A 14,437-nucleotide genomic window follows, 5' to 3' on the forward strand; every position below is an offset into this window, starting at 1 on the left:
GGCCCTCACCGGCTGCCGGACAAGATTGTCCGCGCGCAGCCGTTCAGCGGCATCGAAGGAGCCCCCACTGACCATTAGGGTCTCTCCCCAATATCAAGCGGTCGAATTTTCCACCGGAATCAGCGGACTTATCAGTGCTGCACTGGTGCCTGTGCTGGCACAGAGGTTGGATTCTAGGGAGCCGGTGCGAGTATGTCAAAGCTCGCAGAATTCGGCCTTTTCTTTGACAGTTCCAGACCCCTTTGTTAGCTTCGATTCAATTGTAGAAAGCAGGTGATCGGATGGGCTCGACCATCTTCGTCGTCGACAGCAGTCCCGCCGTGCGTCGCATGGTGGAACAGATTTCTGCACCGGAGGGTTACGAGGTCATTGCGTTCCAAGATGGGCCCACCGCGCTCGATGCAGCCCGGAAGCTGACGCCGGCCCTCATCATCGCCGACTACCATCTCGACAACATCACCTTTTCAGGATTCTGCAAAGAGGTTGGGAAGCAGGACAACCTGGCCGAAACCTTGATCGTGTCGCTGGTTGATGCCACCGACCGGCTCGACGAAAGCAAGCTCCGCTCACTCGGTGTCCGATCCCTAATAAAGAAGCCTTTTCAAAGAGAACAGTTGCTGGAAACCATCCGAGGCGTGCTCTCCGGCAGCAGCGCCAAAAATGCCGGAGCCAACGCCTCGAAGAAGCGCCAGTGGCCGCCGATCACGACGGCTACCGACAACGAAGACGACGCGGATCATCCGATGGATTCATCCGCGATCGAGGATGACGCCCTGCCCGGCGACCTTGCCAAGGAGTCGACAACCATGACGCCAGCATCAGCCAGAACAACGGCCGCCGCCACGCAAAATACCAGTTTCGGCGGCGAAGAAATGATGAAGGGGCTCTTCGATCATCTGCTCCAATCAGCCATGCAACAAGCGGACACAAAAATTGCCGAATTGCTGCCGGCCGCGATTGCCAAAGAAGTGAACGGACAGGTCAAGGTCGCCGTACAGGCAGCCGTGCAAGACGAGGTGGCCAAGCAATTGGCCGCCGGCTTCTCACCAGAAAAGATGAAAACCGTCTTGCGCGAATTGGTGCAGGAAGAACTCAGCCGTCACTCGACGGAACAGACTGGCGCCATGGAGTCGGCCGTACGACGCACGGTTTCGGAAGTAGCTCCACCGTTGATCGAGCAATCGACGGAGAAGCTGGTGCGAGAACTGACTGACTCCCTGGTGGAGACTCGTCTGCCGAGCACCGTACGGGCACAGTTCGGCTCGATCGATCAGCTGGTGAAGGACGAGGTACGGCAGGCCGCCGCTGCCCATGCACGGGAAACGGCAGAGAGTACCGTCCGCGGCATGGCAAAGGAACAGATCCAACAGGCGGTTCAGCGGATCGTACCGGATGTGGCAGAGACCCATGTGCGGGAAGAGATCAAGCGGTTGAGTGCTGCGGACTGACAGGCCGGACTACGAGGCGTTGAGGAATGGAACCGACGCCTGTTCCATCCGTCCCGAGAGACACCAGGCGTCGATCCTGACTACGCCCGTTTCGCCTTCTTCGCCGCCGCGCGCCGCGTCCGAGCCAGTCTCTTGACCCGCTCCACGTTCTTCCGGTGCTTCTTCCGCACTTTCCGATCTTTCTCGCGTCCCCTCGCCATCATGCCTCCTCAAAGAAGTAGTCAGACCGGATACGGCTGAATACCGCACATCCGGCGGCCGTTGTATAACATAGCGCTTTACCACTCCACAACCTCTGCGATCCTCGAATCTATCCCGCGTTTACCTTGAGAGCCGGCAGGCCGCGTGCTAAGATGCCGCCCGCTTACAATCCGTGTCCCAACGAATATGTCTGGCCCCCAACTCGAAAAAGTCTACACACCCCGGCAAGTCGAGGATCGCTGGTATCAGCGCTGGATCGACGCAGGGATCTTTCACGCCGCGCTGCCTCACAAGGGCAAGCCCTTCAGCATCGTGATTCCTCCCCCGAACGTGACGGGCTCGCTTCACGTAGGCCATGCGCTCAATAACACGCTCCAGGACATCCTGGTGCGCTGGCGCCGTATGCAAGGCCGCAACTGCCTCTGGATGCCCGGCACCGACCATGCCGGCATCGCCACGCAAAACGTGGTCGAACGGCAACTGCAGGCGGAAGGTACCACGCGGGAATCGCTTGGGCGGGAGGAATTCCTGAAACGCGTGTGGCAGTGGAAGGAGAAATCCGGCGGCACGATCATCTCACAGCTCAAGCGGCTCGGAGCATCCTGTGACTGGGAACGCGAACGATTCACGATGGATGAGGGCCTCTCCGAAGCGGTGCGCGAAGTCTTTGTGCGACTACACCAGGACGGTCTTCTGTACCGCGGCGAACGGCTCATCAATTGGTGCCCCCGCTGCCTGACAGCCCTGTCGGATATCGAAGTCGAACACGAGGACATCACCGGCAAACTCTATACGATTCGCTATCCGTTGGCCGACGACCCTTCCCGATACCTGTTGGTGGCCACCACTCGACCGGAAACGCTCCTAGGCGATACTGCCGTGGCAGTGCACCCGGAGGACGATCGCTACAACGCGCTCATCGGAACACGGGTGCGGTTGCCCTTGACTACTCGAGAGATTCCGATCATCGGCGATCCGATCCTGGTGGATCGTGAGTTCGGTACCGGCGCGGTGAAGATCACCCCGGCGCACGACTTCAACGACTTTGAGGCTGGCAACCGGAATGGGCTGCCTCGCATCAAGATGATGGACGTGCATGCGGCCCTGCGTTTGGCGGGCACGCTGCCCGATCCCGCCCTGGCCGGGATGCTGGAAGGATTGCCCGCCGCCAAGGCCAGGCCGAAGGTTGAGCAACTGCTGACGGAACGAGGGCTGCTCGAAAAGATCGAACCCCACAAGATGGCGCTGGGCAAGTGCTATCGCTGCAAGACGGTGGTCGAGCCGCTGCTGTCGGATCAATGGTTCGTGAAGATCAAGCCGTTGGCCGAACCGGCCGTGCAGGTCGTGGAAGACGGACGCGTCCGGATCATCCCGGAAACCTGGAAAAATAATTATCTTGGTTGGATGCGGGATATAAAAGACTGGTGCGTCTCGCGGCAAATCTGGTGGGGTCACCAAATCCCGGCTTGGTATTGTGAAACTTGCTACGGCACCCCATTCCTACGGCGCGCTTCCGACGGAGCACCGCTCATTCCCTCCGATGCGAAGGCGATCGTGGCGAAGACGGCACCGCAGACCTGTCCAAACGGTCACAGCGGCGGGCTCGTCCAAGACCCGGATGTGCTCGATACCTGGTTCTCATCGGCCTTGTGGCCGTTCTCGACCTTCGGATGGCCGAAACAGACAGCGGAATTGAAAGCGTTCTATCCGACCTCCACACTCGTCACCGGCCTCGACATTCTGTTCTTCTGGGTCGCCCGCATGATCATGATGGGGCTTAAGTTCATGGGCGATGTACCCTTCCGCGACGTGTATATCCACGCCTTGGTGCGCGATGCCGAAGGACAAAAGATGAGCAAGTCCAAAGGCAACGTGATCGATCCGCTGCACGTGATGGACCAGTTCGGCACCGATGCGCTGCGCTTTACGCTCGCCTCAATGTCTTCCCCAGGGCGCGACGTCAAGTTGGCCGAGGAACGCATCGAGGGCTACCGCAATTTTGCCAACAAAATTTGGAACGCAGCCCGATTTATCCTGATGAATCTCGAGGGTGAACGATCCTCGACCCCACCGGCCCAGCGCTCGTTTCCAAACCGCTGGATCCTGAGCCGACTCAATTCAACGATCAGGACCGTGACCGAGGAACTGGAACAGTACCGGTTCGATCGCGCTGCGAGCGCGCTCTACCAGTTCGTTTGGCATGAGTACTGCGATTGGTACCTGGAACTGATCAAACCGGCCTTACAAAACCCTGCAAGTGAACAGGCGGCCGAAGCCCGCTGCACGCTGGTCGAAACCTTCGAAACCGTCCAGCGGCTGTTGCATCCTTTCATGCCCTTTATCACCGAAGAGATCTGGCAGACCCTACCGCACGAGGGCGAAAGCATCGTCCGCAGGCCCTTCCCGGTCGCTCGGGCGGAGTGGGAATCGCAAGAGACCGAAGCGCTCTTCGCCCTCCTCGACCGCACTGTGAGTACGGCACGAATGGGACGCTCGCTCCTCAATTGTCCGCCCGGTCAACCGCTCACGTTCCATGCTATCGGTGCAGAAGCCCGTGACGAGCAAGCTCTGACCAAGATCCAAAGCCATATCGCCCACCTCGCCCGAGGCACCGTTGCCGTGAAACCGGCCGATTCATGGCCGGCCCAGCGTACGCTACGGCTGGTGGCCGAAGGTCTCTCTGTCGGTGTCAGCGTCGAGGGCGATGTAGAACTTCAGAAGGTGCTCGACCGGATCAAGAAACAGCTCGAGGACGGCAGAAAAGAAGCAGACCGATTGAACGGTAAACTCTCCAATCAAGAGTTCGTGGCCAAGGCTCCACCGGAAGTCGTGGTTGAGCAACGTCAGCGCCTTTCGACCCTACGCAAGGACCAGGCCATCCTCGAAAGCAGTGAAGCCCAGATCCGCCGCATGCTTGCTGAGCTCGGCACATGAAACCGATCCCGCGCGCCCACCTCCACACCGTCGTACAGGCGGCCCTGGCGGAGGACCTCGCTCAGGGCGACGTCACGACTCAAGCCCTGTTTCCCTCTCCGATTCGCGCCCGAGCCACCATTGTCGCCCACCAACCGATTACGGTGGCAGGCGTGGCCGTGGCTCGTGAAGTCTTCCGCACAGTCGACGCTTTATTGCGCGTTACCCAAAGTGTGGCAGACGGCACGGTGCTCAAGCGCGGCGCCGTCGTCATGACAATCGAAGGCGACGGACGCTCGCTGCTGATGGCGGAGCGTGTCGCCGTCAACTTTCTTCAGCGACTGTCCGGCGTCGCCACCCTTACTGCCGCCTTCTGTGCAGCAGTCCGCGGGCTTCGCACGGCCATTCTCGATACTAGGAAAACGACCCCAGGACTCAGGCGGTTGGAAAAGTGGGCCGTGGCCCTGGGCGGCGGCCGCAACCATCGCTTCTCGCTGGGCGACGCGATCCTCATCAAGGATAACCACTTGGCACTGCTGCACGCGGAGAGCGGAAATGTGACCGAGGCCTGTCTGAGAGCTCGCAACCGATCCCGCAGAAAGTTTCTGGTCGAGGTTGAGGCCAAGACCCTGGAGGAAGTGCGGCAGGCGCTGGCCGGTCGCGCCGATGTCATCCTGCTGGACAACATGTCTCCCGCGATGGTGCGGAAGGCCGTGGCGGTCATCAAGGGGCAAGCCAAAATCGAAGTGTCCGGCGGCATTACGCTCAGCACGGTTAGACGCATGGCTCAGGCGCGACCGGACTTCATTTCGGTCGGCGCACTCACCCATTCCGCCCCGGCCGTGAATTTGAGCATGGATCTCTTTCCCCTCCCGAGAACAGGCCGCCGGCGCCGCTGAAGGAACCTGCTGTGCCGCTAACCGATCCGCTCAACATGGATCGTCTTCGTCGGTCATTGACCACAAGATGCTTCGGCCGGACGCTGCGCTACCTTCCACAGACAGACTCAACCAACGCCGACGCCCTCCGTCACGTGCAGCAGTTCAGAGAGGCACCGGTTCCGCACGGGATGGTCATTCTTGCGGAAAGCCAGCGAGCCGGACGAGGCCGTCGCGGCCGATCGTGGCATTCGCCGGCCGAAGGTAATATCTACTGTTCGCTCATCCTGGCGTCCGGAGCCGGCACAGGCACTCCGCTTCACGCCCTATCGTGGACTCCCCTTGCCAGCGCCCTGGCTGCCGCCGATGCCTTGGCTCGGCAAGGCAACCTGCCGGTCGTCGTCAAATGGCCGAATGATGTGATGATTAAGGGAAAGAAGGTCGGAGGCATTCTGTGCGAACAAACGAACACAGCGGACAAACAGAGCGCCGTCATCGTGGGGATCGGCCTGAACATCAACAGTGACCCAGCGGACTTGCCGGAAGATCTCCAGGCAACCGCCACCTCCCTCTCCGCCGAACTCCATCGTCCCGTCGATCGCACGGAGCTTGTGGCCGATCTGCTTCTGGAATTGGAACGGCGCTTGGACCTTCTCTGGAGGGAGGGACCTGATGAGCTGGCTGCCGAGTTCAGCCGACGATGCGATACGCTCGGCAAACACGTGCGCATCACATTCAGCCAGCAGGAACAGGTGGAAGGGAAGGCCTTGTCGATCGGCGAGGATGGGCATTTGAGAGTTGCCGTGCACCCCAGCGGTACCGGTGACGAAGATGATCGCACTATTGAGGTCCGTAGTGCGGACGTCGTGCATTTGAGAGGGTGAAACCAGAGCACTGATCAGCTACACTGACGACAATGCTGCTTACGATCGATATCGGCAACACCAATGTAGTCTGGGGCCTGTTCGAAGGGTCAACTCTGAAAAACGACTGGCGTCTCGCAACCGATGCCAGACGGACCGACGACGAGTACGGTGTCTTGTTTCTGAATCTGCTCGAAGCCCACGGCCTCACACCGGCGCACATCGACGGGTGCATCTTGTCCAGCGTCGTGCCGGCCCTTACTGCCACCTTCGAGACCATGGTGCAGCGGTTTTTCCATCAGACGCCGCTGATCGTGTCCATGGACATCGATTCCGGGCTGACCCTGCGCTATGCCAACCCCCGGGAAATCGGCAGCGACCGCATCGTAAATGCCGCCGCTGCCTATGCCCGATACCGCACCGACCTGATCATCGTGGATTTTGGCACCGCGACAACCTTTTGCGCCGTGACCAAGGCCGGGGAATATCTCGGCGGCGTCATCGCCCCAGGGCTTGGGATTTCTGCCGATGCCCTGTTCTCTCGTACGGCCAAGCTGCCGAAGGTGGAAATCATCCGCCCCAAGACGGTGATCGGCATCGATACCGTGGGCGGCATTCAAAGCGGACTCCTGTTCGGGTATGTCGGCCTCGTGGACGGCATCGTTCGTCGGATGGAACGGGAACTCGGACAGACCTGCCGCGTCATTGCCACTGGGGGGCTTGCCCCCGTCATTGCGAAGGAAACCGAATCGATCCAGGAAATCCTCCCCGATCTAACGCTGGAAGGGCTCGAGTTCCTGTATCGTCGTAACCGAAAGGCCTGATCGTCGCGAGTGAGTCTTCGTCTAACCTCGACTTGGGCCTTCCGACTCGAAAAATGACCAAAATCTTCTGATTCCCTGTTGACTTCGATTTAGCTGTGGCTATCTTCCACCCGAACAAGGACATACCGTGACTGAAGAAGACAAGAACCCCAGTAGTATTGAGAACTTGGACGCCACCACCTCTGATTCGGCTGCGGAAGAATCCATTGCAGCGGGAGATCTCCAACAGGCCCTCGCGGCCAAGACGGAGGAGTGCAAGGGCTGGAATGATCGGTATCTGCGCTTGGCTGCCGAATTCGATAACTACAAGCGGCTGGCGCAGCGCGATCAGCGAGACCAGGTGAAATTTGGGAACGAGCAGATTCTGAAGGAATTGCTTCCGGTCATCGACAATCTGGAGCGCGCGATCAAGTCGGCAAAGGGCCACAGCACATCCGATCCCCTGATACAGGGAGTCGAGCTGACGCTCAAGCAACTCGTCGGGGCCATCACCAAATTCGGAGTCAAACCGGTGGACAGTGTGGGACAGCCCTTCGATCCGGCCTCCCAGCAAGCGGTGGCACAGGTTCCGTCGGACACCGTGCCTGAAAACCACGTCGTGGAAGAGTACCAAAAAGGCTACTTTCTCCACGATCGGATCTTGCGGGCCGCCATGGTGAGCGTCTCGACCGGGGCATCTCAGTAGCATCACGACTATTTATTGAACCGCAATATCGCCAAGGAGCCAACCCATGGGCAAAGTCATCGGAATAGACCTCGGCACCACCAATTCCTGCGTCGCCATCATGAGCGGTGGTGATCCAGTCGTCATCGCCAACGCGGAAGGCAGCCGCACGACCCCCTCGGTCGTGGCCATCACCGACAAGAGCGAGCGGCTCGTCGGTCAGATCGCCAAACGCCAGGCCATCACCAATCCGGAAAACACCATCTTCTCGGTCAAGCGCCTGATGGGACGCAAGTTCCGCAGCCGCGAGGTCCAAGAAGCGATGAAACGCCTCCCCTACAAGGTGGTCGAAGCGGACAACGGCGATGCGCACGTCGAATTGCGCGGCAAGCGTTACAGCCCGCCGGAAGTGTCGGCCATGATCCTTCAGAAGATGCGGCAGACCGCCGAAGATTATCTCGGCGAGAAGGTCACGGAAGCCGTCATCACCGTACCGGCCTACTTCGACGACAGCCAGCGGCAAGCCACGAAGGACGCGGGGCAGATCGCCGGACTCAACGTCCTTCGCATCATCAACGAGCCGACTGCCGCCTCGTTGGCTTACGGGTTGGATAAGAAAAAGGACGAACGCATCGTGGTCTACGACCTCGGCGGCGGTACCTTCGACGTCTCCGTGTTGGAGATCGGTGAAGGAGTCTTCGAAGTGAAATCCACCAACGGCGATACCTACCTCGGTGGCGACGACTTTGACCTTCGCGTTATGGATTGGCTCGTCGAGGAGTTCAGGAAAGATCAAGGGATCGATCTGCGCAAAGACCGGATGGCCCTGCAGCGGTTGAAGGAAGCCGCGGAACGCGCCAAAATCGAACTCTCATCCTCGCAAGAAACGGAAATCAACCTGCCGTTCATTACGGCGGATGCCAGCGGACCGAAACACCTGGTCACCAAACTGTCCCGTGCCAAATTGGAACAGCTCGTCGATGACCTGATCCAGCGGACGATCGAACCCTGCAGGAAGGCGATGTCCGACGCCGGGGTGAGCGCCAAGGATGTGCATGAAGTGGTGCTCGTGGGTGGAATGACCCGGATGCCCAAGGTGATCCAGGTCGTGAAGGAATTCTTCGGAAAAGAGCCGCATCGCGGTGTGAACCCAGACGAAGTCGTGGCCATTGGCGCCGGCATTCAGGGCGGCGTGCTCAAGGGCGAGGTAAAGGACGTGCTGCTCTTGGACGTCACCCCGCTCTCGCTGGGCATCGAGACGCTCGGCGGCGTCTTCACGAAGTTGATCGAGCGCAACACCACCATCCCCACGAAGAAAAGCCAGGTCTTCTCGACGGCCGCGGACAACCAGACCGCCGTCACGATCCGAGTCTTCCAAGGCGAACGCGAAATGGCCAACGACAATAAGTTGTTGGGGCAGTTTGATCTCGTCGGCATTCCTCCGGCTCCCCGCGGTATGCCGCAGGTGGAAGTGACATTCGATATCGACGCCAACGGCATCGTGCACGTCTCGGCCAAGGATCTCGCGACCCAAAAGGAACAGTCCATCAAGATCACCGCCTCCAGCGGCTTGAGCAAAGAAGATGTTGAAAAGCTGGTGAAGGATGCCCAATCCCACACCGAAGACGACAAGAAACGGCGTCGGGTGGCGGAAGCCAAAAACCAGGCGGATTCCTTGATCTACAGCACCGAAAAGAACCTCAAGGAACACGGCGACAAGATCGCCGAGGACGACAAGACCAAGATCACCGACGCCATCACCGCCTTGCGGAAAGCGATGGAAGGAACCGAACCGGAGGCCATCGAATCCGCAACACAAACCTTGACGACGGCGTCCCACAAGCTCGCTGAAGAAATGTACAAGAAGGCTTCAGCGTCAGCCGGTCCCGGAGCGGGCCCCGAAGCCTCCTCGGCCGGCGACGGCGGAGGCGAGCATGCGAAGACCGACGAAAAGGTCGTCGACGCTGAATTCGAAGAAGTCGATAAGGACAAAAAGTAAGCTCACAAGGCAGTATGGAAGACCGAACTCCTCCAAACTGAAGTTCGGTCTTCCTGCAATCCACTCCAAGAATCATCCCCAGTGGCCAAGCGCGACTACTACGAAACCCTCGGTGTTGAGCGGAACGCCTCCGAAGAGGAACTGAAGAAGGCGTATCGTAAACTCGCTCGCCAATTTCACCCCGACCTCCATACCGCGCACGATCAGAAGAAAAAGGCGGAAGAGAAGTTCAAGGAAATCAATGAGGCCTACGAAGTCCTGAGCGATCAGGAAAAGCGGCGCCGGTACGATACCTTCGGCCATGCAGGCGGACCGCAGGGCGGCCCCGAAGGCTTCGACTTCGGTCAGGGCGGTTTCGGCGACATCTTCAACGATATTTTTGAGGATTTCTTCGGCACTCCGAGAGGCCGAGCCCGGGCGGAGCGAGGAAACGACCTTCAATACAACCTCGAGATTACCTTCGAGGAATCCGTCTTCGGGAAGGATGCGAAGCTCAAGATTCCTCGTTGGGAAACCTGCGCAGACTGTAAAGGGACCGGCGCGCGGTCGGCCACTGCCGTGAAGATGTGCCCGGCCTGTAAAGGCCAAGGGCAAATGCGCTTTCAACAGGGATTCTTCAGCGTGAGCCGCCCCTGCGGACAGTGCGAGGGCGCCGGCCAAATCATCACCGAGCCCTGTAACACCTGCAGCGGACGTCAACGAATTCGCGCTGAACGGACGCTCTCCGTGCAGATACCGCCGGGAATCGAATCAGGAATGCGTTTGCGGCTGTCCAACGAAGGCGAGCATGGCGTCCAAGGCGGCCCCCCCGGCGATCTCTACGTAGCGATCAACGTGAAACCCCACTCACTGTTCCGGCGCGAGGGGCAGGATATCGTGTGCGACCTTCCGGTCAATCTCGTCACGGCCTCGCTCGGCGGACGAGTTGAGGTGCCCACGCTGAAGGGCAAGACCTTGATCAAAGTTCCGGCCGGCACTCAGCCGGACAAGACGTTGCGATTGAAAGGATTGGGATTCCCCAGCCTCAAGGGTGGCCATACGGGTGATCAGCTGTTTACCATCAAGATCGAGATCCCCACGAAGCTGAGCCAGAAACAGAAGGAACTGCTCGAGGAATTCGGAAAAGAAAGCGGCTATGCCCAGGATCGCGACAGCGACGGATTCTTCGACAAGATGAAGACCTTCTTCGAGTGAACGCGCTTTTTCCCCTATCATCTGACCAGCCATGCCGGCGTTCTTCATCCGCGCAGATGCCGTTCAGGATGACCGAATCCTTCTCACCGGCGAGCTATGCCACCATCTCACCGCGAGCTTACGGATCAAACAGGGTGAGACCGTCCTGTTGACGGACGACCGTGGGCGACGGTACCGGACGTCGGTAGACCAAGTAGCAAAATCCTCCCTCTCCCTCAGGATTGTTGCGCAGGCCGAGGCTCCTCCGCAACAGGGTCCGTCCTTGCTGCTCGCGCAAGCGATCCTCAAGGGCGACCATATGGACTGGGTGATTCAGAAGGCCGGCGAGCTAGGGGTTGCCTCAATCATTCCTTTGATTGCCCGGCATGGGGTCGTCCGGCCGCGTGAAGACCGTATTGCAGCTCAACTGGCACGCTGGCAGCGAATTCTCACCGAGGCGGCTCAACAATCGGAGCAATGGCGTCTTCCGCTCATCCAGGAGCCGGTCGAAGCCCGTACATTCTTTGCCGCCCCTCCCACCCCCTATGTGATGGTCCTCCTCGAACGGCACGGCGGCGCTCGCCTATGGGATGTTCCTTTGCCGGTCGAGCCAGTCGACCTGGTGGCAGTGGCCGTGGGGCCGGAAGGAGGCTGGGCAGAGGAGGAGATCGACGCGGCTCAACGGCACGGAGGACAGGCCATCGCGCTGGGCGCGCAAATCCTTCGTGCGGAAACTGCGGCCATTGCGGCGGTGAGTATTCTGCAATGTCGCGTGGGACGTCTCGGATAGAGGCCGCTATGGAACTGACTGCAGTGCGAGAATGGTCCCGCCTTCACCGGCTGCCCAGCCGGAGCCGGGGGATGGGAAGGTCAGGGCCATCAGCGATCGCTTCACGGGATTCTCCGACTCAACCCAATTGAACCCTGCATCGATGGTCCGCAAGATCTGTCCCCGCTCGCCGACAATCCACCCCTGCTGCGGGCTCGTGAAGCGAACGCGAATCAGGTCGGTCAATTTGCTGCAGGTCCGGCCACAGGGTAACGTACGATCGGCCCACCTGGTCCCACCGTCGGTCGTCTGAAAGAGCGCTCCGGCATTCCCGACTGCCCATCCGTTCATGTCGTCCGTAAACGCCACGTCAAAAAACGTTGCGGAACTCCGACTGTCTTGCACCTGCCAACTCTGGCCCCCATCGTTCGTAATGAGAATCGCGCCTAACGCGCCGACGATAGCGCCGTGCCGTTCGCTCGAAAACACCACGGCATGCAGTGCGGCACCGGTGCCGCTGGACTGATCGTTCCAAGTCACACCGCCATCTTTCGTGGCGAGGATCGTCCCGTTTCCACCGACCACCCACCCCTCCCGAGCCGAGCGAAAGGCAATCCCATACAACGGCGCCTGCGTGGGGACGACTTGCGAAGCCCAGGTTTCCCCCCCATCACGACTCACGCGGACCGTGCCGTTCGCCCCGACGATCCACCCCTGTTTGGCATCGACAAAATGGACTGCCGTCAAGAGTGCCGTCGTCCCGCTGGCGACCTTTTTCCATTTCTTTCCGCCATCGATCGTCTTCAGGACGATTCCACCGGACCCTACCGCCCATCCCACCTGAGCAGTGAAGAAATGGACACCTAGAAACGTGGCTTCTGACCCGCTCTTTTGGGCCACGACGGTAACTCGTGGATCGGCATGGACTGAGGTTGCCCATCCCTGGATGGACAGCATCGTGCAGGCGGAAAGAACCGCCGCGAGAAACCCGTGACGCGTCGGCTTCATGTTCATTGATTGGTGCTGGATTCCGGACGGTTATTCTGCCAATACCCCTGATCGGGAATGCCCTTCGGCTCGATGGTAAAGGAACCGGCCTCCAAAGTGATCCACTGCTTCGGGCCACAGCATGTCCCGTCGGCGCGCAGATCCCACGAGCCGCGACGGACGATCAGCGGGCCGGTCATCGTGTCAGGCAAGTATTCGCCCGGCTTGCCGAAGCCGACAATATGCCGCCTGGGAACACGCACTTTGATCTCGGTATCCGTCCAACTCAGCACGACCGCCGCAATGCCGTTGAACAGCACTTCCGTTCGCGACACATTCTCCTCGAGTTCCGGGCTTGTGCGCGCGTAGATGCTGTCTGTAATCCCGACCTTGCTCGCCTCGGCAGTCTTCAGGAATGTTCCAAATCCGGTACCGGTGATCGTGACCGTCTCGTCGAGACCGGCCGACTTCGGGCTGTAGGAAGAGATCATCGGCTGCGCCACGGTGAACGTGCCGGCCTCCGTCTCCACGACGCCATGCGACGCGCAACAGGTCCCGTCGGGATTGGCCTTATTTCCACCCCGCTTCACCACCACCGGCCCGCTCTTGACGCTGAACGGAACCCACACGTCGATACGGTCGTCATGCCAGCGATACACGATGGCCGGTACGCCGCCGATCTCGACGCGATTGTCTCCCTTGCTGAAGTCCATGAAGTTATACGGCGTCGCCCCGCTTTCGGAATAAAAGCCGAAATGTTCGCCGTTAATGCGTAGCAAGGTCCCAACCGGCGCACTCGCCGGGCTCACCGAAGTGGCCTTCGGTGTATGCACGGTAAAGGTTCCCAGGTTACGGGCCTGACCATTGCGCGTCAGAACCATCGGCCCGCTCTGCGCATCCAGCGGCACGTGCACCACGATCGCCGTGTCGGACCAGCTTGCGATTGCCGTCACCTGATTCCCGATGGTGATGCTATCTTGCGGAGTGCGTGTTGCCCCGAAATCACGTCCGAACAAGACGACCTTCGTCCCGACCGGCCCCGCCATCGGATCGACGCGGATGGAAGCCAACAGCTTCACCGAGGCGGAGTTGCTCACCGTATGTTGCACAGGTGCACAGCAGGAACCGTCGGGCAACGGATCCGAGGAGGCAAGGCGCACAACGACGTCACCGTTCTGCACGTTGGTCGGCAGCTCCACATCGATCTTGTCGTCGCGCCATTTCCGCGCGCGAACCGGCACACCGCCGATCAGCACATCGTTGACGCCGAAGATGGAATTGGGGTCCCGTGGGCCCGCCGTGTTGCCGAAGTGTTCGCCGAGGATTTCGATGATGCTGCCCCGTTCCGCTTCCGTCGGTGTCACGGACCGGATGCTTGGCTGCAGCACCGAGAAGGATCCCGCGCTCAGCTTTTTCTTGCCGATGACGACATCGACCGGCCCATTGCCGGCTTTCGATGGGACCTTCACTTCAATGAGATCGGACTCCCAGCGCTGAACCAGCGCGGGCACGCCCTTGAAAGAGACCTTGTTGAACTGCGGGGACTTGTACGCGCCGAAGCCCTTTCCGGTGATGGAAATCGTCGCGCCGGGAACGGCGGCGGCAGGCGTCAGCACAGGTGATTCCGCCAGGGCCACGCCGGCCCACATCGCAAGGGTCAATCCGGTCAGGCTGCCGATGGACGCCATGATATCTCTCATGGGGTGTGACTCCCTTGT

At 59.9% G+C, this 14,437-nt stretch carries 11 protein-coding genes; 9 read left to right on the top strand and 2 right to left on the bottom strand.

The genetic code is table 11. The annotated features are described in order from the left end of the window. Positions 1-281: 281 nt before the first annotated feature. The 9 genes from KF814_03210 (at position 282) to KF814_03250 (ending at position 11,753) form a co-directional block, all read left to right on the top strand. Positions 282-1,448 (top strand): response regulator, encoded by a 1,167-nt coding sequence (locus KF814_03210; protein ID MBX3235137.1) that lies wholly within the window; start codon positions 282-284, stop codon positions 1,446-1,448. Between the two features lie 387 nt (positions 1,449-1,835). Continuing rightward, positions 1,836-4,583, top strand: a complete 2,748-nt coding sequence (locus KF814_03215; protein ID MBX3235138.1) for a valine--tRNA ligase — start codon at positions 1,836-1,838, stop codon at positions 4,581-4,583. Next, on the top strand, positions 4,580-5,461 hold the full coding sequence (gene nadC, locus KF814_03220) for a carboxylating nicotinate-nucleotide diphosphorylase (protein ID MBX3235139.1): 882 nt from the start codon (positions 4,580-4,582) through the stop codon (positions 5,459-5,461). Before KF814_03215 ends, nadC begins: the two co-directional genes overlap by 4 nt. Positions 5,462-5,472: 11 nt before the next feature. Next, entirely contained in the window at positions 5,473-6,324 is an 852-nt protein-coding gene (locus KF814_03225; protein MBX3235140.1) for a biotin--[acetyl-CoA-carboxylase] ligase, read from the top strand. A 32-nt stretch (positions 6,325-6,356) separates the two neighbouring features. Beyond that, complete coding sequence (locus KF814_03230) at positions 6,357-7,127, top strand: type III pantothenate kinase (GenBank protein MBX3235141.1); 771 nt, start codon at positions 6,357-6,359, stop codon at positions 7,125-7,127. 127 nt (positions 7,128-7,254) lie between these two features. Next, positions 7,255-7,812 (top strand): nucleotide exchange factor GrpE, encoded by a 558-nt coding sequence (grpE, locus tag KF814_03235; protein MBX3235142.1) that lies wholly within the window; start codon positions 7,255-7,257, stop codon positions 7,810-7,812. Between the two features lie 46 nt (positions 7,813-7,858). Continuing rightward, positions 7,859-9,790 carry a molecular chaperone DnaK gene (gene dnaK, locus KF814_03240; protein ID MBX3235143.1) on the top strand — a complete coding sequence of 644 codons (1,932 nt, stop codon included), beginning with the start codon at positions 7,859-7,861 and terminating at the stop codon, positions 9,788-9,790. A gap of 81 nt (positions 9,791-9,871) precedes the next feature. Then, the gene (gene dnaJ / locus KF814_03245; GenBank protein MBX3235144.1) at positions 9,872-10,984 is read left to right on the top strand and encodes a molecular chaperone DnaJ; all 1,113 of its coding nucleotides are present in this window, start codon (positions 9,872-9,874) and stop codon (positions 10,982-10,984) included. Positions 10,985-11,015: 31 nt separating this feature from the next. Next, entirely contained in the window at positions 11,016-11,753 is a 738-nt protein-coding gene (locus tag KF814_03250; GenBank protein MBX3235145.1) for a 16S rRNA (uracil(1498)-N(3))-methyltransferase, read from the top strand. 6 nt (positions 11,754-11,759) lie between these two features. Here the strand turns inward: KF814_03250 and KF814_03255 are convergent, their stop codons facing one another. Both KF814_03255 and KF814_03260 read right to left on the bottom strand, forming a co-directional pair. Then, positions 11,760-12,740, bottom strand: coding sequence for a hypothetical protein (locus tag KF814_03255; protein MBX3235146.1), 981 nt, complete (start codon positions 12,738-12,740; stop codon positions 11,760-11,762). 2 nt (positions 12,741-12,742) lie between these two features. Then, positions 12,743-14,419, bottom strand: a complete 1,677-nt coding sequence (locus tag KF814_03260; GenBank protein MBX3235147.1) for an IPT/TIG domain-containing protein — start codon at positions 14,417-14,419, stop codon at positions 12,743-12,745. Between the last annotated feature and the right edge of the window lie 18 nt (positions 14,420-14,437).

The organism is Nitrospiraceae bacterium (assembly GCA_019637075.1).
In the GTDB taxonomy this organism is placed as follows: Bacteria; Nitrospirota; Nitrospiria; order Nitrospirales; family Nitrospiraceae; genus JAHBWI01.